The organism is Phenylobacterium sp., assembly GCF_036495085.1.
Lineage (GTDB): Bacteria > Pseudomonadota > Alphaproteobacteria > Caulobacterales > Caulobacteraceae > Phenylobacterium.
The window spans coordinates 1-20,735 of record NZ_DASXNL010000133.1; the positions used below are offsets into that span (position 1 = coordinate 1).

Here is a 20,735-nt window from a genome sequence, read left to right on the forward strand (position 1 = left end):
CCCTTTTTTGTACATCGCCGCAATCAAGCTTAACCTTAAGACAGAATCAACTCGCTACCCTCATTTGGGGAATTGTTGCCGAAACATTTCGCGCGCCTCGGTTGTCGGCATACGTTCATTTGACGACGCGCGCTGCGCGGCGGTGCAGTGGCAGCACCGGCGCGCCGACGTGGCCGAAGCCCGCCAGGGGTTGAAATTGGAAGTCGCGCTGAATGCCAATGGTTTTCTCTACAACATCGACGAGGAACCCTGCTGGAGCGCCCTGTTGGATCGAACGGCCGCGTGGGCTAACGGCGGACCCCGCCCGTTGGTCAAGTCCGCCGGTGGCCTCAACTCGGTGTCCACAAGCGCCCGGGAGGTCGTAAAGGCGGGCGCGGCTGCTCACATGCCCCTCCAGGAGCAGATGTCATATGCGCGTTTCTACAGCGACGTCGAGCAACAGCGATGGCTGATCGACAACGAGCGCACCGTGCTCCTGCGGCTGTACCGCTACATAGGAAATGCCGCGCTCAGCCCGGCCGAGGCACGAGTTCTTTTGCAAGAGGTCGCCGAGGCCCGGCTCCTCGGCGTGATCCACGCCCGCGCCAGTGCTGCTATGCTCCGGGAAGCAAAGGCTATGGGCGTGGACCCGAAGCCAAGATCGGCCGGCGGCCGCGCGCAGTTGGCGAGACTTTGTGCTGATGCGGGGATGGCGTCCCTGCCAGACGGCCAGTTTGCGACCCACCCACAATCGCCCTTGGCTGCGTCCGCTCACGGACAGTAGGCCCGGGGTCGGCTGTCGGCGTGACGCTCAGCACCCCTTCCGACCCCCTGCGGAAGTTCCGAGAGCCCGTGTTATCCAAGCGCCGGCGCATGGATGCGCCGGGGGGTTAGCGATGGAAGTCCACAGACCGAAGCTTTTTCACGGCTGGCGGGAGCTTCCGAAGGAAGTCGGCATCATCGTGGTCGGCGTCCTGATCGCACTCGGGGCGCAGGAGGCGGTGGGGTGGCTGCACCAACGGGTCGAGGTGCGCGAGGCCCGCCAGGCGCTGAGGTCGGAGATCGCGCGGAACGCCGCAGCCGCCCTTTATGCCACCGAGGAGCAGCGCTGCCTGAACGCCACACAGGACCGCGCCGTCTCAGCGTCACCCAATAACCACGCTCAAAGTTCGACCGGCTTACCAGCGGGTGGGCTCGGTTTCTCGACAAACACCTGGGACGCGGTGAGAGCGGGCGCGGTCACATACCTGCCCCTCGAGGAAAGGTTGGCGTATTCGCGGTTCTATTCGCAGGTCGAGCTCGACCAATCGGTGTTCAACCAAGGGCTCGCCCTAAACCTGCGGCTTTACGGCTATACAGCAATGGCCGTACTCACTCCGGCCGAGGTGCGTCTCAGTCAGCAAGACCTCAAGCGGGCGCGCCTTGTGGGATCGATCCGCTCCCAATTCGCCGTCGCGACGATACAGGCCGCGAAAGCCCTGGGCGTAGACCCGGAGCCCTATTCGACCGCAACCCGAGATATGCTGGCGAGGAGCTGTGTGTAGGCGTTCGGAGCCCGCTGGCGCGCCTAGGCCATAGGCGGCATGCAGCCGCGGCGGCAAGTCGCCCCCCCACCCTGCAGGGACATTCCCAAGGTTCGCACCTGGGGCGGTTGCAGCGAATGTCCACTTCCGGGAAGGAGGCCAAGGCGAGCTTTCGACCCCGTTGCGGCCCCTTACGAAACCTGTGTTACGCAACGTCCTAGAAGGGGGCGTTCCGCTTTTGGGCGACAAGGAAGCTCACGAACCGGAGCGCGCTGCGGTTGAGACTTAGGACCGCACCTAGGGGCCGACGCATATTGGGGGGGAGGCGAATTTGACCGCGTACGACCACGTCACGACGTTGCTGTCGTTCGTCTACGCCCTGGCCCTTACCCACATCTTATCCCGGGTTGCCGCCCTTATTCTCGCTCGTGAGCGCGTGGCATTCTCGCCGTTGCAGGCAGTTATGACCTTAAACGCCGTCATACAGGTGCTTATAAGCTGGCTGTATCTTTGGGACGGGCGCAACGCAGGCCCATTGAGCCTATCCACCATCATTGTTGCCTTCGTCTATACCATAATCCTGTACTTTGTTTGCGCGTCGGCCACACCCGAGGCGACCGATCACTCCGTGGATCTGGAGGAATTTTACTGGCGCAGCAGGCGCGTCTTTTACGGCTTCTATCTGCTATCGAACATCGCGACGATCTTCGCCCTTAGATCGCCCACCGGGGAATTTCCGATAGCGGCCGAATTGGCGACCGTCCCGTTTTTCGCCCCTTGTATCCTTGCCCTCGCTGTCCCCGCCCGCTGGGCGCAGTGGGTCAGCGGCGTCGGCCTTTTCGTGGTTTCGGCGACCTGGCTGCTTCTATTTAACAGCGCCTTGCGCTGAAGGTGCGGCTCGCCGCTCTGGTACGTATGCTGTTGGCGGGGGCGCTCAACGTCCGCTTGCTGGCTCCGGTCCCAAGGTCGGTTTTTCGGCGGCGAGCTAGCGCCGGGTTTCGACGCAGCCCGGGCCGCTCGCCGCGGTTTCTGGGTGGCAAACGGCGGCGAGATCTCTAACCGCTTGAAAAGAATGGTGGACGCGACAGGGATTGAACCTGTGACCCCCTCGGTGTGAACGAGGATGCGCCCGGCCTCATCCGTGTTCTGTCATTGGCCCAACGACCAAATCGCGAGATCAGCAACCTTCCGAACGACGACACCAAGACACTGAGTGGAGCGGCAACCGAGGGCCGGCCCGGCTAGACGGAGGACGGCAGCAAGTGGGTCGTTAGAGGGTCTGGGATCTTGCGCTGCCGGTCCCCGGCACTGAGCCCGTCCGTCGCCGAGTCGGGCTGGCTCGGGGTGAGACCTACGACCTGGTCCCAACCAAAGACTTCAGCGAAGAGAGTTCCTCTCGTGCGGCGATGGCCGCAACCGACAGGTCGTGCTGAGTTTGTAGGTTGATCCAGAACTGCGCCGAGGTGTCGAATACCCGCCCCAGGCGCAACGCGGTGTCCGCGGTGACCGGTTGAGCCTCACGCGAAACACGCTCGATTCGGGTGCGGTCCTTCAGGCCCATGGCGCGCGCCAAGGCGCCGGCCGTGAGGCCCATGGGCGCCATGAAGTCCTCCCGCAGGATTTCCCCAGGGTGGGGCAGGGGCGAAGCGAAGTTCGCGAAATCTTGAGCAGCCACGTTAAGGTCCTCCATGACCATGGCAAAATACAGCGCGACCTCAGTGGTAGTCGCCTAGCCGAACTTCTTCCGGACCCTCGTCAGTCCACTGAAGAGTGACGCGGTGCTGCTCGTTCACCCGAACAGCCCAGGTGTTTGTGCCCTTCAACTTGTGAAGCATGTTGCCGGGCGGCGAGCCCATGTCGCCGATCACGGCGGCGGCGTTAAGCTGAGCAAGGATGCGGCGGGCACGCTTCAGGATCATGGTCGGGACGGCGCGAGGCGATCGGCCCTCGAAGACCGCCTTCGCATCGTCGTTGCCCCAGCTCAGGATCACGATTTCACTGTAGCGCGATACGCTACGTACCACAACTAAAATCCGTAGCTCGACGCGCTACAGTATGCGCGCCAAAATTCGGATTTGGGGGACCCAGCCCGGCCGCCGCCACTGTGATGCGCGCTGCAGCAGCTTCGTCGACTCAGCGCTGCGCTTCGAAGATCCGCGTTCGCGGTCAGTAGACCGGCCTCGGATGTCAGAGCTGCGCTTTAATCTAACAGCAAGTCGCTAGAGTTTCCGGGGCGTTTCCGGGGCGGGACCTTCTAGGCGATCCCATAAGTCATTGAAAAAGATGGTGGATGCGACAGGGATTGAACCTGTGACCCCCTCGGTGTGAACGAGGTGCTCTCCCGCTGAGCTACGCATCCGTTTCGCGGCGTCAGGCTTGGCGCCGTTCGCGAAGGATGGGGCGTATAGCCCGTGGCTCTACGGCTCGCAAGCGCCGAGCAGTTGCGTGTAGGAAGCACATAAAGTGTCCGGTGCATGTAGCACGTGATCTGTCCGGTGCGTGTCGACCTTCGGAGGGGTTGAGGTGCGCCGGACGGAAGTGCTGCAGGGGCTTCGGATGCTGAAGCTTCGGGATTTGCTGAGTCGCTGGGAATCGGAGGAGCTGAGCCAGCTGGAGGCGGCCGAGCTCCTGGGGGTGCACGAGCGAACGTTTCGCCGCTGGGCGCGCCGGTTCGAGGAAGACGGGGACGATGGCCTGGTGGACCGTCGGATGGGTCGCCGTTCGGGTCGAGCGGTTTCGGAAGCGGAGGCGGCTGAGGTCGAGCGGCTGTATCTCGAGAAGTACATGGGCTTCACGGCCAAGCACTTCCACGAGTACCTGGCCGGGAGCCACCGCTTCACCCGCAGCTACAGCTGGACCAAGGGCTTCCTGCAGGATCGCGGTCTGCTGGCCCGAGCCCCGCGGCGCGGGGCTCATCGGCGCAAGCGGCCGCGCCGGCCGATGGTGGGGATGATGCTGCACCAGGACGCCTCCAAGCACGTCTGGTTGGAGGGTCTGGGCGCGCTGGACCTGGTGGTCACCATGGATGACGCCACCAGTGAGATCTACTCGATGATCCTGGTGGCGGAGGAAGGTACGATGTCCACCTTCCAGGGGCTGATTGAGACGATCGCCGCCAAAGGGCTGTTCTGCAGCTTCTACACCGACCGGGGCAGCCACTACTTCCTCACCCCCGAAGCGGGCGGCAAGGTGGACCGGACCCAGCCCACCCAGGTTGGCCGCGCCTTGGCGCAGCTGGGGATCGAGCATATCGCAGCCTATTCGCCGGAGGCCCGAGGGCGCTCCGAGCGGATGTTCCGCACCTTGCAGGATCGGCTGCCCAAAGACCTGGTCCTGAACGGCTTCACCACCGACGTTGCGGCGGCCAACCGATTTCTACGCGAGACCTATCTGCCGCATCACAATAGCCGTTTCGCGGTGCAGGCCGCCGAAGCCGGCTCGGGGTTCGTCCCCGTGGCCGAGGCGCAATGGCGCGACATCCTCTGCGTCCAGGAGGAGCGCATCGTCGCGCCCGACAACACCGTCGCCTGGAACCGCCGGCGCCTGCAGATCCCGCCGCACCCCGCCAGGGCCCACTTCGTCAGGGCCAAGGTCCGCGTGCACCACTACGTCGATGGCGAACTGGCCATCTTCCATGGACCGCGCTGCCTGGTCCGCTGGAGCCCCGCCGATCCAGACCTCAGCGATCAACGGCAAAGGAGCGCCGCATGAGACTTCCTGTATCAACCGCGGGCATCGCACCGTGCTGGAGCCGGCGCGCTGCGCGGGTTGAAGGCTCCGCGCACCGGCTCGGCAGGCTTCAGCTCGACCCCAAAAACCAACGTCCGCGCCAAACTGCCGCTCAGAACGACCGGACAGATCACCTGCTACATAAGCCGGACAACTTCAGCTGTTCCCAACAGCGCCGAGCAGTTGCGCGCAGGCCCGCGGGAGCTGGTCGAAGCTGTCGATCAGTACGTCCGGTGCAAGCTCGCGGGCCGGGATATCGGTGTAGCCGAAGCTGACAAGGATCAGGGGCACGCGCGCGGCGCGCGCGGCGCGCGCGTCGGTGGCGGCGTCGCCGACCATGACCGTGCGCGATATCGACCCGCCGCAGGCCGCCACGGCGGCTTCGATGTGACGCGGGTCGGGCTTGATCGCCGGCGTCGCGTCGGCCCCGACAACTGCGTCAAAAAGCCGGCTAAGGTCGAGGGCGTCGAGAAGCGTCGTCGAGAGCCCGGTCAGCTTATTGGTGCAGACGCAGAGTTTCGCACCCTGCGCCTTCAGGGTCTCCAGGGCGGCGACCGCGCCGGGGAAAGGGCGGCTCTCATCAGCAATGTGCGTCTCGTAGCGGGCGATGAAGCGCTCGAAGAGCGGCAGCACCCGATCCGGCGCCAGAGGAGCGTCGGCGGCCTGGAAGCCGCGCTCGATCATCCAGCGGGCGCCGCGGCCGATGAACGGCCGGGCCTCGTCCAACGACAGCGGAGCTATGCCTTCCCCGGCGAGCAGCCAGTTCAGCGTGCCGATCAGGTCGGGAGCCGTGTCGACCAGGGTGCCGTCCAGATCGAGGGCGATGACGGCGCCCGCAAGCGCCGTCCCGTCGGCCGTGACACCGGCCGAAGCCCTAGCCTCAACCGCCATTGACGATCGCTGTGGCCTTGTCGAGGTTCGCTGCATAGGCCTCCAGCGCCTGGGCCGTTACGCCCACGTATTTCTGAGCGTCCTCGAAGCGTCGCTCCTCGATCGCTTCGCGCACGCCAGGCAGGGTCTTGGCGCCATAGCCGGTGAAGCGGCCCGGCGCATAGACCATGTTCATGTACCACGGCCGGCCCGGCAGGCCTTCGGGCCGCAGGAGGCTCTGCTCGAGCGGACGGATCACCGCGTCGAGCTTCACCTTCTGAGCGGCGCCGAGGGCTTCACCCTTGGCGGAGAGCGCGGTGTCGAAGGCCTTCGAGCTCGCTTTCAGCTTGGTCAGGGCGCTGTCGAGGGCGGCGAAGTCCAGCGCCGGCGACTGCGCCAGGGGCGCAGGGTCAGCGTGCGGATGCGTCGGGTCGGCGGCCAGCGCATAGGCTCTGCCGGAGAGCAGCTTCGCCTGGGCGCGAGCCTCGTCACGCTTGCCGTCGGCGAGCTTCTTCACCTCGTCGACGTAGCCCGAAACGGTGTCAGCAAAGTCGCCATAGCGCTGCACCGGCAGGTCGGCGTCGGCGAGCCGCATCACCGCGCGCCCGACGGTCTTGGCCAGCGTCGCATCGTAGGCGAAGCCGGGGTCGACGAAGCGGCTGTGGTGTTCATAGTCATCGTAAAGCGAGTGATAGACCCCGCCGCTCTCGCCTTCGCCGCCGTAGGCGAAGTCGATCGAGGCGAGGCCCAGGTGCTGCAGGAAGGCGGAATAGTCGGAGCCTGATCCCAGCGGGCCGACCGGCAGATCCTTGGTCGGGTCGCCGGCGGCCTTGCCGGCCGCCTTGGCGAGCTCGTTGGCGCCCGGTTCGGCGGCGTTCACCGCCAGGCGCGCGCGGAGTCGATCGGCGACCGAGACGCCGGTCTCGGGGTCCTTCACGTCGGCCGCCACCTGGTTGATGAAATGCTGGAAGGCGTGGCTGCCCGCGGCGTTGAGGAAGCCACGGCCGTTGCCGTCGGAGTTGATGTAGACCAGCGCCTTGGCCTTCAGCTCGTCGGCGTGGGTTTCGGCCCATTCCGTCGATCCCAGCAGCATCGGCTCTTCCCCGTCCCAGCTGGTGTAGACAATGGTCTTCTTCGGCTTCCAGCCACTTTTCATCAGCGCGCCGAATGCCTTGGCCTCGGCCAGGAGCGCGATCTGGCCGCTGAGCGGGTCGGATGCGCCCATCACCCAGCCGTCATGGTGGTTGCCGCGCACGATCCACTCGTTCGGCGCTTCCGCGCCCTTCAGCGTGCCGACGACATCATAGAGGGTCTTCTGCGACCAGTCGGATTTGACCGCCAGGTGGACCTGGCCGCCGGCGGCCGACCCGCCGACGTGGTAGGTGATCGGAAGCCCGCCCCGCCAATTGGCCGGCGCGACAGGCCCATCGAGCGAGGCCAGCAGCACCTGGGCGTCGCCGTAGGAGATCGGCAGGCAGGGGATCTTGAGGATCGTCTGGGCGTCCTTGCGATCAAGCCGCTTGGCATCCTTGGTCGAACCGACGCCCGGCGTCAGGGGATCGCCGGGGTAGATCGGCATGTCGGCCACCGAGCCGCGCTGGAAGCCCCCCTTCGGCCGCGCCGGGCCCTTCGGATAGACGTCGTCGGCGCCGTAGCCGTCGTCCTTGGGGTCGGAATAGATGATCGATCCCGCCGCGCCATGCATCTGGGCGAGCAGGGGCTTAAGGCCCCGCCAGCCGCCGCCGTAACGGGCGATGGCGATCTTGCCCTTCACCGAGATCCCCATGCGCTCCAGCGCCAGGTAGTCCTCGGGCATGCCGTAGTTGACGTAGACCAGCGGCGCGGTGACGTCGCCATCGCCCTGGAAGGCGACATAAGCGGGCAGAGCGTCCTTGGTGTAGGTCGCCTGGTCACCGGGTACGGGAGGCTCTGTCAGCGTCGCCTTGAACGGCGCGCCGGGGCCGCCGACCAGTTCCAGGCCCTCGCTGATCGGGGTCGGGTAGAGGACGTCGAAGGTCTCGATCTTGGCGTCCCAACCCCAGGACTTCAGCTGGGCGGCGATCCATTCGGCGTTGGCCTTGTCGTGGGCCGAGCCCACGTGATTGGGCTCGGCGGCCAGCAGCTTCAGCCACCCGCCCATTTCCGCCGGATCGATCTGGGCGTCGAATTTCGCCTCCAGCGCCTTGGCGTCCAACGCCGGGGGCGCGGCCCAAGCCGTGCTGACGGCGCCAAGGGCGCAGGCGGACAGAAGGGCGGCAAGGCCGATGCGATGATTCATGAAACACTCCCCGGGGACGCGGCGGGAAGCTAGCCGCTTCTCGCCCCCGGCGCCAAGGCTTGGTAAGGCTCGCACGACGATTGATGACTCGGGTTTGGAGGCTTCCCAAAATGACAGCACGCGCCGCCGTAATCCTAGCCGCCGGCCAGGGTACGCGGATGAAGTCTCCCCTGCCCAAGGTCTTGCACAGGGTTGGGGGCCGCACCCTCCTGGAACGCGTGATCGACACCGTCGAGGCGAGCGGCTGCGAGCGGATCGTGGTGGTCGTCGGCGCGGACGGTCAGGCCGTGCGCGAGATCGTGGCCGAACGCCTGGGAAAGAACGCCATCGCGGTGCAGGACCCGCCGCATGGCACCGGTCATGCCGTCATGGCCGCCCGCGAGGCGCTCGCCGACTTCGAGGGCGATGTGCTGGTGACCAACGCCGACTGCCCGTTGCTTAGCCACCAGGACCTGGAGCCGCTCTTCGATCTGCGCAGCAAGGGTGTGGTACTGGCGCTCCTGGGCTTCGAGCCGGCGGATGCGCTGCTCTATGGCCGCCTGATCCGCGGCGCCGATGGGCACGTGATACGGATCGTCGAGCCGAAGGAGGCGAGCGCCGAGGAACTGGCGGTGAGAACCTGTTACGCCGGCATGATGTGCGCCGAGAAGGGCCGGCTGTTCGGCTGGGTCGATCGCACCACCAACAACAATGCCAAGGGCGAGTACTACCTGACCGAGATCGTCGCTCTGGCCGCCGCCGACGAGGCGCTGGTGAAGGCGGCGATCGCGCCCGAGAGCGCGGTGATGGGGTGCGATACCCCGATGCAGCTCTCGCAAGCCGAGTCGATCTTCCAGCAGCGCCGCCGCGCCCACTTCCTAACGCAGGGCGTGGCCATGCCGGCGCCGGAGACGGTGCATTTCTCGTGGGACACCCGGATCGAGCCTGGCGTCATGGTCGAGCCGTTCGTCGTCTTCGCGCCGGGCGTGAGCATCGAGACCGGCGCGGTGGTCCGCGCCTTCAGCCACCTGGAGGGGGCTGTCGTGCGCGCAGGCGCCATCATCGGCCCTTATGCGCGCCTGCGTCCTGGCGCCGACATCGGCGAAGACGCCCACATCGGTAACTTCGTCGAGGTGAAGAAGGTGGTCGTGGGCAAAGGCGCCAAGGCCAACCACCTGAGCTATCTTGGCGACGGCACGGTGGGGGCGGGCGCGAACATCGGCGCAGGCACCATCTTCTGCAACTACGACGGCTTCGACAAATGGGAGACCCATGTGGGGGAAGGCGCCTTCATCGGGTCGAACAGCGCGCTCGTCGCCCCGGTCAAGATCGGGCGTGGCGCCTACACCGGCTCAGGCTCTGTGATCACCAGGTCGGTGAGCGACGACGCGCTGGCCGTGACACGTCCGCCCCAGGTCGAAAAAGCCGGCTGGGCTGCGCGCTTCCGCGAAAGGAAGCTGGCTGAACGCACGGCGAAAAAGGGCAAGGCGTGAGCGACGCCGAGGCCCAGAAGCGCGCGGCGGGGGAAGCCGCGGCCCGCCTGGTGGAATCCGGCATGGTCGTAGGCCTTGGGACAGGCTCGACCGCCGCCTGGTTCGTAAAAGCGCTCGGCGCGCGGGGCCTCGACATCACCTGCGTCGCGACCTCAACGGCCACGGCGCAACTGGCGGCAGGGCTCGGCCTGACGATCGCCGAACTGGGCGATACCGGCGAAATCGACCTGACGGTCGATGGCGCCGACGAGATCGGGCCGGGCCTGTCGCTCATCAAAGGCGGAGGCGGAGCGCTCTTGCGCGAGAAGCTCGTCTGGGAGGCCTCCCGCCGCTGCGTCGTCATCGCCGACGCCGCCAAGACTGTGACGACGCTCGGCAGGTTTCCGCTGCCGATCGAGGTGGTGGCCTTTGGGCACAAGATCACCGCGCTCAGGATCTGCGATGCGCTCAGCGAGTGCGATATCGGAGTTGCGCCCCGCCTACGGATGAGGGACGGCCAGCCCGTGCGAACCGACGGCGGCAACCTCATCTATGACGCAGCTTGCGGGCGCATCGAGGAGCCGGCGGCGCTGGCGTCCTCGCTGAAGAGCGTCACCGGGGTCGTGGAGCACGGCCTGTTCCTCGACCTGGCTGAGCAGGCGCTTATCGGCGGCGCGTCGGGCGTGATCACGCTCGATCCCTAAGGCCCGCGACCTAAAGAAGGAGGCCCTCGTGGCCCAATACGACTACGACCTATTCGTGATTGGCGCGGGCTCCGGCGGCGTGCGCGCGGCCAGGCTTGCGGCGATGTCCGGCGCGCGAGTCGCGATCGCGGAGGAAGACCGGGTCGGTGGCACCTGCGTGATCCGCGGCTGCGTACCCAAGAAGTTTATGGTGTACGCCTCGGAATTTGCTCATCATTTCAAGACGTCTAAGGGTTATGGATGGACCGTCGAGGGCGCGAGCTTCGACTGGCCCGCCTTCCTGGCCGAGAAGGACAAGGAGATCGCCCGTCTCTCCGGTATCTACGTCCGCAACCTGCAGAACGCCGGCGCTGAGCTCGCCCATGGCAAGGCGCGCCTGCTCGACGCGCATACCGTCGAAGTCGGCAAGATCGGTAAGCGCACGGCCGATAAGATCCTGATCGCCACGGGCGGGCGGCCCTGGCGGCCGGCGGACCTGCCAGGCGTCGAGCACGCCATCTCCTCCGACGACTGCTTCCACCTTCCGAAGCTGCCGAAAAGTATCGTGATCGGCGGCGGCGGCTATATAGCCGTCGAGTTCGCCGGCATCTTCAACGGCCTGGGCGTCGATGTGACCTTGGTGCACCGCGGGCCCAACGTCCTTCGCGGCTTCGACGACGACGTCCGCAGCCACGTCACCGAAGAGATGGAGAAGCGCGGGATCACGGTCATCCTGGCCGCCCAGCACACGGCCATCGAGAAGACGGCTAACGGCTTCATGAATAAGCTCAGCAACGGCCACGAATGCGAGAGCGAGCTGGTGATGCTGTGTCTTGGCCGCGAGCCCTATGTCGAAGGTCTTGGCCTGGAGAAGGCCGGCGTGAAACTGAACGAGCAGGGCGCGGTCGCGGTCGACGAATACTCCCGCACGAACGTTTCGAACATCTGGGCGGTGGGTGATGTGACCGACCGGATCAACCTGACGCCCGTGGCGATCCGCGAGGGGCAAGCCTTCGCCCAGACCGAGTTTTACGACACGCCCACCTCGTTCGACCATGAGATGGTCGCTTCCGCCGTCTTTTCTCAGCCGCCGATCGGTTCGGTCGGGCTGAGCGAGGCCGATGCGCGCAAGCAATACGGCAAAGTCGACATCTATTTGGCTCGAATGAAGCCGATGAAGTACGCCTTCGCGGGGAGCGACGAACGCGCGCTGCTCAAGCTGGTCGTCGATTGCGCGACTGACAAAGTCCTGGGGTGCCATGTGGTCGGACCCGATGCTCCGGAGATGATCCAGATGGCCGCTATCGCAATGAAGATGGGCGTCACGAAACACCAGTGGGACGCCACCTGCGCGGTTCATCCGACGCTGGCCGAGGAACTGGTCACGATGCGCGAGAAGCATGAGCCGCTGGGTCTAGGCCAGGTGGCATGACGACGGCTGTGGCTGCGCCGTCCACGCGCGACGGGTTCGCCGTCTGGTGCGGTTGGGTGCTGATCGCGATCGCTGCGGCCACGCCGGCTTTTGCATGGCTGGCGCCCAAGGGGTTCGCCGCGCTAGTGGCCCTTGGCGGACTTCTGACCCTGCCTGCGTTCCGCATCAGGGATGAGGACCGGCCTTCTCTGATCATTCTCTTCGCAGCCTTGATCTGGGCCGCGGCGTCTACGACGTGGAGCCCGTTCCACCCCAAGGGCGCAAGCACCAGCACCATACTGAAGATGGCCCTGGAGCTGCCGCTCTACTGGAGCCTGGTCTGTGCGGCGCACCGGGCCGAGGCCGGGCTTCGGCAACGCGCCCTGCACGTCCTGGCCTGGGGGCTCACGGCATTCGCCGTGATCCTGGTGGCCGAAACCTTCACTGGGGGCGCGCTCTACCAGGCTCTGCGGCGCACGGTCTACGGGGACCACGTGATGCGCCCGGACATCGCCCAGGCGAAGCTCGGCCATGCGACCTTCGTCATGACCGCGATCCTGCCCATCGCGTTCGTGGGCGCCCCGCGGCGGCTTCGCATTGGGCTGGGGGTGGTCATGGTGCTTGGCGCCGGCGCAGCCGCCTACGCCTTCGGATCGGACGCGCCTCTCATCGCTCTCGTCGCTGCACCGCTCATCGGTCTGGCCACCTTGCGTTGGCCGACGGCCATTCCACGCCTCATGTCGCTAGGCGCCGCCGTGCTGTTCCTCTGCGCGCCGCTTGTCGTCTGGACCGTTCGCGCGTTCGCCGACTACGAGGGGATCGAGCACGCGATGCCGAAATCCTATGCCCTGCGGATGGGCTACTGGAGCCATGCCATCGACTGGATCGCGCTACGGCCGTTGCAGGGTTGGGGCCTTGATGCCTCGAGGATGTTTGCGCCCGGCATCCAGTTGCATCCCCACGACGGCCCGCTGCAGGTCTGGCTGGAGCTTGGCGCGGTCGGTGCGATCACCGCGGCAGCTTTCTGGAGCGTGAGCCTGCTCAGATTGACGCGGCCCAGGCGGGATCCGGCGGCGGCGGCCACGGCGGCATGCGCTGGGGTCTACCTGCTCTTCGGTGCGCTCAATTTTGGCATGTGGCAGGAGTGGTGGCTTGCCATGGGCGCATTGATCGTCGTGCTCGCCGCCTTGCTGCAGCCATCGACCTCGCCCCCCATCTTGGCGTAGAACGCGCCCTTTCGCGGCCGCGCTTCCAGCCATCGCCGCGCGGAGTTGGGACTATGACTGAGCACTGGACCCCGGCCTCCTGGAGGTCGAAGCCCGCCAAGCACATGCCGAGCGACTATCCGGACCAGGCCGCCCTGGCGAAGGTCGAGCAGACGTTGCGCGCCATGCCGCCGCTGGTCTTTGCAGGTGAGGCGCGCCGCCTGAAAGGCTTGCTGGCAGATGTGTCCGAAGGGCGCGCCTTCCTGTTGCAGGGCGGCGATTGCGCCGAGAGTTTCAAGGAATTCCACGCTGACAACATCCGCGACACCTTCCGGCTGATCCTGCAGATGGCCGTGGTGCTGACCTTCGCCGGCGGCAAGCCGGTGGTGAAGGTCGGTCGGATGGCGGGCCAGTTCGCCAAGCCCCGCTCGGCGCCGACAGAGACGCAAGGGTCCGTGACCCTGCCATCCTACCGCGGCGACATCATCAACGGCATGGAGTTCAACGCCCAGGCGCGCACGCCCGACCCGCAGCGGCTGATCCAGGCCTACAGCCAATCGGCCTCGACGCTGAACCTGCTGCGCGCCTTCGCTGGTGGCGGCTACGCTGACCTGCACAACATCCACAGATGGACACTGGGCTTTGTGCAGGACAGTCCGCAGGGCGCGCGATACCGCGAACTTTCTGAAAAGATCTCGGAATCCCTCACCTTCATGGAAGCGATCGGTGTGACGCCGGAGAGCCATCCGAGCCTGCACCAGGTTGAGTTCTTCACCAGCCACGAGGCGCTGCTGCTCAACCTCGAAGAGGCCATGACCCGGATCGATAGCACCTCGGGCCAGTGGTACGACACCTCGGCCCACCTGGTGTGGATCGGCGAGCGCACCCGTGAGCTCGACGGCGCGCACGTGGCCTTCTTCAAGGGTATCAAGAACCCGATCGGCGTGAAGTGTGGCCCCACCATCGAAGGAGACGACATCCTTCGCCTGGCCGACGCGCTCAACCCGGCCAACGAGCCCGGCAGGTTGACGCTTTATGGCCGCTTTGGCTTCGACAAGATCGAAAGGCGCCTGCCGGCTCTGCTGCGGGCCACCAAGGAAGCCGGCAAGAGCGTCGTCTGGGCGATCGATCCGATGCACGGCAACACGTTGACCGCCAACAACGGCTACAAGACCCGGCCCTTCGATCGCATCCTCTCCGAGGTGAAAAGCTTCGTAGAGATCTGCAAAGCCGAGGGCGTCCATCCGGGCGGGGTGCACCTGGAGATGACCGGCCAGAACGTCACCGAATGCACCGGTGGCGCGCGCGAGGTCACCGAGGGTGATCTAGCTGACCGCTACCACACCCACTGCGACCCGCGGCTGAACGGCGAGCAGGCGCTGGAGCTGGCGTTTCTGGTGGCCGAGAAGCTCAAGGAAGACCGGCTCGACGCCGCCAGGCAGGCGGCCGGCGGGGCGCCTTAGGCAGCCGCGAAGCGCCGCCGGCCTTCGTTCGCATTCGATCGGCATTCTGATTTTTCGAAGACGCCGCCCATCTCACGCAAGTGGGCGGATCGAGTGTCTCTAGATCTGACGTTGGCCCGCGCTCCGCTTCGGTCGACCGCCGCGCTTTCCATTTTCGCGAGAGGCGAGCGCGCGTGCTTCGCGTCGGGTCCAATCCATCGGCCCGAGAAAGCCTTCGAGCAGGCGAGAGACGGTGAAATCCGCGTCCAATCGAGGGAAGTGCAGCGTGCTGCCAACGCCCTCGACCGTGACGCCAACTAGATCCTCAGCGGCGGCCTCCGACAGACCGGGGGCGAGGCGAGGGTCGAACGCGAACTCGATCCCCGTATCGAGCCCGACCACGACCCGCTCAGCGCGTCGGTCAAATCGAGCTTTTACTGCTCGCGGCGTCGCATGGGCGAACCGACCTCGAAACCCTGCGGCCTTGAAAGCCGCGGCATCGATCATTTTGAACTCAGCCATGGGTATCCTCCCAAGTCTCGCACCAGTCGGCCGGCTTGGCGGCGATCTCGCCGCCCAGTTCATTCATCCGCGCCAAGGTCCAATCACCGGCATAGCTCCGCCGGTCCACCCGGGCAGTTTAGCTTGAACCGAGCCTCGCAGCCTTTGCCGAACGCATGAACATGCGCAGGTGGATGATCGTTGGAGTTGACCGCCACGCGAGCGCCGCCGACTCTGGAATACGGTCGCCATGGCGCACTATCTCAGAGAACCTAAATAGGGTTTAGGTTTGGCGGCCGATCGTAGTCTTGGCCGGCGGCTCGACACTAACGCACGGTGCTGGGGCCGCGATCGCCAAGGCGATTGTCGGAGCCGATCGGTGCAGAGCGAATTGGTGGCCGGCGCCGCGAGGGCAGGCCGGCTTGCTGAGCGTATCGCCGCGGCGGAAAGGCGAGAGGGTCGGCGCTGCTGGTCCTTCAGGCGCTCCTGGGCGACAGCACCTACGCTCGTTCGGTCGACCGGACGGCGGCGCCCGCCGATCCGGGGCGCGCCCCGCGTTTGGCCGCTCCGCCGCTGTCGGCACGGGTTTAGGGCGGATCGAACGGGTCGCCTCGCCATTTAGAGTCCAGTCCCGCGTCGTGGCGGGCGCCTGGACGGGATTTCCGATGGAATCGAGTTTCGACGCGCCGCAGACCAGCGATGGCCGCTACCGCCTGCTCGTCGAGGCGATTACCGACTACGCGATCTACATGCTGGACCCTGAAGGCCGGGTCACGAGCTGGAACCCTGGCGCGCGGCGCTTCAAGGGCTACGAAGCCGACGAGATCATCGGGCGGCATTTCTCGACCTTCTACACCGAGGCCGAGCGCGCCCAGAACGTTCCGGCGCTTGCGCTCGAGGAAGCGGCCCGCACGGGTCGGTTCGAGCTCGAGGGCTGGCGCGTCCGCAAGGACGGCACGCAGTTCTGGGCCCACGTGATCATCGACGCCATCCGCGACCCCGACGGCGGCCTGGTCGGCTTCGCCAAGATCACCCGGGACTTGACGGAGCGCCGCGCCGCCGAGGCGAAGCTGCGCGAGAGCGAGCAGCAGTTCCGCCTGCTCGTCCAGGGGGTGACCGACTACGCCATCTACATGCTGGATGCGGGCGGCCACGTCGCGAGCTGGAACGCCGGCGCCCAGCGGATCAAGGGCTACGCGCCGGACGAGATCATCGGCCTGCATTTCTCGCAGTTCTACACCGAAGCCGACCGCAAGGCGGGCCTACCCCAGACCGGCCTAGCGATCGCCGCTCGTGAAGGGCGCTGGGAGCATGAGGGCCAGCGCGTCCGCAAGGATGGAACGCGGTTCTGGGCTCACGTCGTGATCGACGCCATCAAGGACGAGGACGGCCAGCTCCTCGGCTTCGCAAAGGTCACCCGCGACATCACCGAGCGCCGCGAGGCGGAAGCCGCCCTGCATCAGGCGCAGGCAGCGATGCTCCGCGCACAGAAGCTGGAGGCGATTGGCCAGCTCACCGGCGGCGTGGCCCATGATTTCAACAACCTGCTTCAGGTGATCGGCGGAAACCTGCAGCTGCTCGGCAAGGACATCGCGGGCAACCCGCGCGCGGAGGCGCGGGTGCAGAACGCCCTGGCCGGCGTGGCGCGCGGATCGAAGCTCGCCGCCCAGCTGTTGGCCTTCGCCCGGCGCACCCCCCTGGAACCCAAGGTCGTCAACGTTGGCCGGCTGATCAAAGGCATGGACGACCTGCTCCGCCGCGCCCTCGGCGGCGAGATCGAGGTAGAGACAGTAGTCTCGGGCGGCCTGTGGAACAGCCTCGTCGACCCCGATCAGCTGGAGAACGCCCTCCTCAACCTAGCGATCAACGCCCGCGATGCGATGGGCAGCGACGGCCGCCTGACGATCGAGGCCAGCAACGCCTTCCTGGATGATGAATACGCCCGCCAGCACGACGACGTGGCGGCCGGCCAGTACGTCCTCGTCGCGGTCACCGACACCGGCGGCGGCATTCCGCCGGACATAATCAACCAAGTCTTCGAGCCGTTCTTCACCACCAAGGCGGAGGGGAAAGGCACCGGCCTGGGCTTGGCCATGGTCTACGGTTTCGTCAAGCAGTCCGGCGGTCACGTCAAAATCTACAGCGAGGTGGGATCCGGTACGGCGGTGAAGCTCTATTTCCCGCGGGAGGCCGTGGCCGAGGACGCCCTCGTCGCGCCCCCGACCGGAGACATCCAGGGCGGCGATGAGACAGTGCTGGTCGTCGAGGACGACGACGAGGTCCGTGAGGTCGCCGTCTCCATGTTGACTGAGCTCGGCTATCGCGTCGCCAAAGCCCGGGACGCCGCCTCCGCCCTGGCCGTGGTCGACAGCGGCATTCCCATCGACCTGATATTCACCGACGTGATGATGCCGGGGGCCCTGCGCAGCCCGGACCTGGCGCGCAAGGCCAAGGAGCGCCTGCCGAACGTCGCGGTGCTATTCACTTCCGGCTACACCCAGAACGCCATCGTGCACGGTGGCCGGCTTGACGCCGGCGTGGAACTGCTGGCCAAGCCCTATACGCGCGAGGGGCTGGCGCGGAAGATTCGGCACGTGCTCGCCAACCGGGCGCAGCGGCGCGCCGCAGCCGGCGAACCCCGAGCGACGCCGGCGGAGACGGCGCTGAAGGGCGCCGCTGTGCTCCTCGTCGAGGATGAGGATCTGATCCGCGCCATGGCGGCGGAAATGCTGGAGGACCTCGGCTGCCGGGTCACACAAGCCGGCGCCGCCGAGGCGGCCCTTGAGCGCCTGGACGAAGCGCAGGTGGATTTCTTGATGACTGACGTCGGACTGCCGGGTGTGACCGGTCTGCAGCTGGCGCAGGCGGCGCGCGCGAGGCGACCTGATCTTGGCCTGGTGGTCGCCACGGGCGACAGTGGGACCGCCGCCGAGGCCGCACGCCTGAGGGCGGCCCTGGTGGTCAAGCCTTATACGCCGGACACCCTGCGCCAGGCCTTCCTCACGGCGCGCCAACTCGCGGAAAGCGCCCCCTAGACTAGTTCCCGTCCACAAACGTCAACTCATTGAAATTGTTCGTGGAATCGTCGGTTTAGCCGGTGCGAGGCAACCGGCGGTTGCGGGTAGTCTGTGGGATCAAACCACTGATTCTAAAGACAAACCCGAACCGCCGGAGGCCGACAATGCGTCAGCAACGCAGCATCCAGGCCAGCCTATTCGATCTGTTCGCCGGCCACGAGATCGGCCGTGAGCTTAAGGCGATGTCCGGATGGCTGGACGAGCATCTGGAGCTGACCGCCTGGCGGAGGATCTGCGCCGGGGCGGCGCCCAGACCGGACGGCCTGGCGGCGGAGTCGGTGCTGCGCTGCGCGGTGCTCAAGCAGCACCGCCAGCTGAGCTACGAGGAGCTGGCGTTCCATCTGGAGGATAGCGCCTCGTTCCGGGCCTTCGCGCGATTGCCGCCGACGTGGACCCCGAAGAAGTCGGTGCTGCACAAGACGATCAGCGCCGTCCAGGCGCCGACCTGGGAAGCGATCAATCGCACCGTGCTGACCAGCGCCCGAAAGCTGAAGGTCGAGGCGGGCGACGTCATCCGGTTGGACAGCACGGTGACTGAAGCGCTCATGCCTGAGCCGAGCGACAGCAGCCTGTTATGGGATGCGGTCAGGGTGGTGGCGCGGCTGCTGAAGGCCGCCGAGCGCTTGGGCGTCAAGGTCGTCTGGCGCGATCGCCGGCGTGCGGCCAGGCGACGGGCGCGCGCGATCGAGTACACCCCCGGCCGGCCCCGGCGCGTTGCGCGCTACTGCGAACTGATCAAGATCACGCGCGCCATGCCGGCTGATCTGGATATGGCCGCCGCGCAGCTCGACCCGGCGCCGCGCCCGCTGGCGGAGATCTGCGCGCGGCGCTCGCCCGCCCGCTCGTCGCGCGGATCATCGGCCAGACCGAGCGCCGCGTGCTGGGCGGCGAGGTCGTCCCGGCGCAGGAGAAGATCGTCAGCCTGCTTGGCGCCCGCCCAAAGGGCCGGGAGGAGGTGGACTGCATTGACAGATTCCGGACCTGGAGCGCAGTCTCCGCCGAAAGGCTGATACGGCCTGCCGCTTGCGGCCCCTGCGGGCTAGGGTGAACGTATCCAAGTAGCTTCGATCCTTTGCTCACAGGGCGAACGGGTCAGCAACGCAAGCACCTGACGCGCTTTGGTTCGCTCGCAAGGCAGAGGATGGGACTCCATGCGCGACTTCCGCGACGCCAAAGTCATGGCGCGCACGCTCCGCGGGGCGCTTGCCGCCAAGGGCGTGAATATCAGCAACAGTGAAGTGCTTGAATTGGTGGCCAGTATGCTGGGGGAGCGGGACTGGAACACGCTCGCCGCCGCCATCGAGGCATCGCGGCTCCGCGAGGAGGCTTGGACGCGCCTCGAGAGCGTCTACGCCAAGAGCTTGCCGGTAATGGGTGCGATCGTTGGCCGCGTGCGGGGCGGCTTCACAGTCGACCTCGGCGGCGCCTCGGCGTTCCTGCCTGGCAGCCAGGTCGACATCCGTCCGGTGCGCAACGTCGTCGGCTCGCTGATGGGCCGGCAACAGCCGTTCGCCATCCTCAAAATCGATCGTCCGGGCGGCCACATAGTCGTCTCGCGTCGGGCCGTCCTGGAACAGTCTGCCTAGCAGACGGACCGGCGTGCGCAGCATGGGGGTCGAAGGACGGCCGTGGGTCGCCAACTGGCTCCAGCCTCAGGCCGGGAGGCGCAGTGACGGCGCATGATACGCAGCGACCGTTCCTCCTCGCGTGTGGGCTGAATGCGGACCTTGGGCCAAGGCTATGAGCACAAGTCCTAGGCCGGAACCTTGGCCTTCACCCGCTGGCGGGCGGCCTGACGGGCGCCGACTGCGTCGACGACGCGACCGACGGCGCCCAGGCCGTAGGGCGGCATGTTGTTGTAGATGTTCTCGTACCTGCCGGGCTCGACGACGTAGGTCTCGTGCCAGATGCCGGCGTCGCCGTTGGAGGCCACGGCGTTGTTGAAGGCCTGCCGGGCCGGGAGGTGGGCCTTGTCGCGAGCCTTGGCGTAGGCCTCCAGCGCCTCAAAGCTTTTCCAGTACTGAGTGACCCTCACGTTCGGAAAGCTGAACTGACTTTGGGCGTGGAGGAGGCCGAGCTCGGGCTCTTTGCCAAGTTCGATCAGCATCTGCGGCATGGCCCTGGCCACCGGCAGCCATTTCCAGATCTTCCAGGGCTTGTTCATCCGCATGCCGATCATGAAGATGACGACCCGCCGTCCATCTCGGCGGGGACGCGCCGTTCGACAACCTTGGCCATGAATCGGATCTCGTTCTTGCGGGAGCATATGGCCGAACGCTGGTGTTCGAATGTGCCTTCTGCGTCACGCGCCGCTCGAGCTTGATCAGCTTCGCCAAGCTCGGCTTGCCGCCGGCGCGACGCGGCGCCAGTGTCCGGCCTCTTTGAAATCCAGGCGCCGCCATCATGGACCGTCCCGCGGCCCAGGCGTCCTCTCTTGCGGGGGGGCGCCCCCGTCCCATCCGCACCGAACTGGCCGAGCTCCTGAAGCTCTCCTGGCCGGTGGTGATCTCGCGCCTGGGCATCATGTCCATGGGCCTCACCGACGCGATCGTCGTGGGGCGCTATTCTGCGACGCAGCTCGGCTAT

General features: G+C 66.3%; 17 protein-coding genes, 1 tRNA gene and 3 pseudogenes. 13 read left to right on the top strand and 8 right to left on the bottom strand.

The genetic code is table 11. From position 1 onward, the window contains the following. From VGI62_RS15050 to VGI62_RS15060, 3 genes are all read left to right on the top strand, one after another. A partial coding sequence (locus tag VGI62_RS15050) for a hypothetical protein (protein WP_331505329.1) occupies positions 1–763 on the top strand: 763 nt, incomplete at its 5' end. Between the two features lie 112 nt (positions 764–875). Then, complete coding sequence (locus VGI62_RS15055; RefSeq protein ID WP_331505330.1) at positions 876–1,523, top strand: hypothetical protein; 648 nt, start codon at positions 876–878, stop codon at positions 1,521–1,523. Between the two features lie 310 nt (positions 1,524–1,833). Further along, positions 1,834–2,391 carry a hypothetical protein gene (locus VGI62_RS15060; protein WP_331505331.1) on the top strand — a complete coding sequence of 186 codons (558 nt, stop codon included), beginning with the start codon at positions 1,834–1,836 and terminating at the stop codon, positions 2,389–2,391. A gap of 462 nt (positions 2,392–2,853) precedes the next feature. Here the strand turns inward: VGI62_RS15060 and VGI62_RS15065 are convergent, their stop codons facing one another. The 3 genes from VGI62_RS15065 to VGI62_RS15075 form a co-directional block, all read right to left on the bottom strand. Continuing rightward, the gene (locus tag VGI62_RS15065; RefSeq protein WP_331505332.1) at positions 2,854–3,177 is read right to left on the bottom strand and encodes a HigA family addiction module antitoxin; all 324 of its coding nucleotides are present in this window, start codon (positions 3,175–3,177) and stop codon (positions 2,854–2,856) included. 40 nt (positions 3,178–3,217) lie between these two features. Continuing rightward, a complete protein-coding gene (locus VGI62_RS15070; protein ID WP_331505334.1) occupies positions 3,218–3,526 on the bottom strand; it encodes a type II toxin-antitoxin system RelE/ParE family toxin in 309 nt (102 codons plus the stop codon). Between the two features lie 260 nt (positions 3,527–3,786). After that, a tRNA-Val gene (locus VGI62_RS15075) sits at positions 3,787–3,861 on the bottom strand. A gap of 164 nt (positions 3,862–4,025) precedes the next feature. Here VGI62_RS15075 and VGI62_RS15080 point away from each other — a divergent pair. Continuing rightward, positions 4,026–5,213, top strand: a complete 1,188-nt coding sequence (locus VGI62_RS15080) for an ISNCY family transposase (RefSeq protein ID WP_331505335.1) — start codon at positions 4,026–4,028, stop codon at positions 5,211–5,213. Positions 5,214–5,387: 174 nt separating this feature from the next. On the opposite strand, the gene VGI62_RS15085 is transcribed toward VGI62_RS15080, so the two are convergent. Continuing rightward, positions 5,388–6,122, bottom strand: a complete 735-nt coding sequence (locus VGI62_RS15085; RefSeq protein WP_331505336.1) for an HAD-IA family hydrolase — start codon at positions 6,120–6,122, stop codon at positions 5,388–5,390. Beyond that, positions 6,112–8,379: a transferrin receptor-like dimerization domain-containing protein gene (locus VGI62_RS15090; RefSeq protein WP_331505337.1), complete on the bottom strand. Its 2,268-nt coding sequence runs from the start codon at positions 8,377–8,379 to the stop codon at positions 6,112–6,114. Before VGI62_RS15090 ends, VGI62_RS15085 begins: the two co-directional genes overlap by 11 nt. 110 nt (positions 8,380–8,489) lie before the next feature. Here VGI62_RS15090 and glmU point away from each other — a divergent pair, with 110 nt between their 5' ends. Genes glmU through VGI62_RS15115 form a run of 5 tightly spaced genes read left to right on the top strand, consistent with a single transcriptional unit; the run spans position 8,490 to position 14,592 of the window. Then, the gene (gene glmU, locus VGI62_RS15095) at positions 8,490–9,851 is read left to right on the top strand and encodes a bifunctional UDP-N-acetylglucosamine diphosphorylase/glucosamine-1-phosphate N-acetyltransferase GlmU (RefSeq protein WP_331505338.1); all 1,362 of its coding nucleotides are present in this window, start codon (positions 8,490–8,492) and stop codon (positions 9,849–9,851) included. Further along, the gene (rpiA, locus tag VGI62_RS15100) at positions 9,848–10,534 is read left to right on the top strand and encodes a ribose-5-phosphate isomerase RpiA (RefSeq protein WP_331505339.1); all 687 of its coding nucleotides are present in this window, start codon (positions 9,848–9,850) and stop codon (positions 10,532–10,534) included. The genes glmU and rpiA overlap by 4 nt, the downstream gene beginning before the upstream one ends. Positions 10,535–10,562: 28 nt before the next feature. Next, complete coding sequence (gor, locus tag VGI62_RS15105; protein WP_331505340.1) at positions 10,563–11,945, top strand: glutathione-disulfide reductase; 1,383 nt, start codon at positions 10,563–10,565, stop codon at positions 11,943–11,945. Beyond that, positions 11,942–13,150, top strand: a complete 1,209-nt coding sequence (locus tag VGI62_RS15110) for an O-antigen ligase family protein (protein ID WP_331505341.1) — start codon at positions 11,942–11,944, stop codon at positions 13,148–13,150. Before gor ends, VGI62_RS15110 begins: the two co-directional genes overlap by 4 nt. A gap of 53 nt (positions 13,151–13,203) precedes the next feature. After that, positions 13,204–14,592, top strand: coding sequence for a class II 3-deoxy-7-phosphoheptulonate synthase (locus VGI62_RS15115; protein WP_331505342.1), 1,389 nt, complete (start codon positions 13,204–13,206; stop codon positions 14,590–14,592). A gap of 99 nt (positions 14,593–14,691) precedes the next feature. On the opposite strand, the gene VGI62_RS15120 is transcribed toward VGI62_RS15115, so the two are convergent. Both VGI62_RS15120 and VGI62_RS22465 read right to left on the bottom strand, forming a co-directional pair. Beyond that, positions 14,692–15,093: a DUF2442 domain-containing protein gene (locus VGI62_RS15120; RefSeq protein WP_331505343.1), complete on the bottom strand. Its 402-nt coding sequence runs from the start codon at positions 15,091–15,093 to the stop codon at positions 14,692–14,694. A gap of 83 nt (positions 15,094–15,176) precedes the next feature. After that, entirely contained in the window at positions 15,177–15,290 is a 114-nt protein-coding gene (locus VGI62_RS22465; RefSeq protein ID WP_414695694.1) for a DUF4160 domain-containing protein, read from the bottom strand. Positions 15,291–15,737: 447 nt separating this feature from the next. On the opposite strand from VGI62_RS22465, the gene VGI62_RS15125 reads away from it, so the two are divergent. The 3 genes and pseudogenes from VGI62_RS15125 to VGI62_RS15135 form a co-directional block, all read left to right on the top strand. Continuing rightward, positions 15,738–18,107 carry a PAS domain S-box protein gene (locus tag VGI62_RS15125; protein WP_331505344.1) on the top strand — a complete coding sequence of 790 codons (2,370 nt, stop codon included), beginning with the start codon at positions 15,738–15,740 and terminating at the stop codon, positions 18,105–18,107. 146 nt (positions 18,108–18,253) lie between these two features. Then, positions 18,254–19,110: pseudogene (locus tag VGI62_RS15130) on the top strand (ISNCY family transposase); the annotation flags it as partial. Between the two features lie 190 nt (positions 19,111–19,300). Next, positions 19,301–19,729 (top strand): annotated as a pseudogene (locus VGI62_RS15135) (glyoxalase superfamily protein); the annotation flags it as partial. Positions 19,730–19,902: 173 nt separating this feature from the next. Here VGI62_RS15135 and VGI62_RS15140 read toward each other — a convergent pair. Beyond that, a complete protein-coding gene (locus VGI62_RS15140) occupies positions 19,903–20,415 on the bottom strand; it encodes a DUF4188 domain-containing protein (RefSeq protein WP_331505345.1) in 513 nt (170 codons plus the stop codon). Positions 20,416–20,552: 137 nt separating this feature from the next. On the opposite strand from VGI62_RS15140, the pseudogene VGI62_RS15145 reads away from it, so the two are divergent. Beyond that, positions 20,553–20,735, top strand: a pseudogene (locus VGI62_RS15145) (MATE family efflux transporter); the annotation flags it as partial.

What these genes read in the sequence shown, in the direction of transcription:
- VGI62_RS15055 (WP_331505330.1), top strand. Translation starts at nt 876, where the DNA reads ATGGAAGTCCACAGACCGAAGCTTTTTCACGGCTGGCGGGAGCTTCCG.
- VGI62_RS15085 (WP_331505336.1), bottom strand. Translation starts at nt 6,122, where the DNA reads ATGGCGGTTGAGGCTAGGGCTTCGGCCGGTGTCACGGCCGACGGGACG.
- VGI62_RS15090 (WP_331505337.1), bottom strand. Translation starts at nt 8,379, where the DNA reads ATGAATCATCGCATCGGCCTTGCCGCCCTTCTGTCCGCCTGCGCCCTT.
- glmU (WP_331505338.1), top strand. Translation starts at nt 8,490, where the DNA reads ATGACAGCACGCGCCGCCGTAATCCTAGCCGCCGGCCAGGGTACGCGG.
- VGI62_RS15110 (WP_331505341.1), top strand. Translation starts at nt 11,942, where the DNA reads ATGACGACGGCTGTGGCTGCGCCGTCCACGCGCGACGGGTTCGCCGTC.
- VGI62_RS15115 (WP_331505342.1), top strand. Translation starts at nt 13,204, where the DNA reads ATGACTGAGCACTGGACCCCGGCCTCCTGGAGGTCGAAGCCCGCCAAG.
- VGI62_RS15120 (WP_331505343.1), bottom strand. Translation starts at nt 15,093, where the DNA reads ATGGCTGAGTTCAAAATGATCGATGCCGCGGCTTTCAAGGCCGCAGGG.
- VGI62_RS15125 (WP_331505344.1), top strand. Translation starts at nt 15,738, where the DNA reads ATGGAATCGAGTTTCGACGCGCCGCAGACCAGCGATGGCCGCTACCGC.
- VGI62_RS15140 (WP_331505345.1), bottom strand. Translation starts at nt 20,415, where the DNA reads ATGCTCCCGCAAGAACGAGATCCGATTCATGGCCAAGGTTGTCGAACG.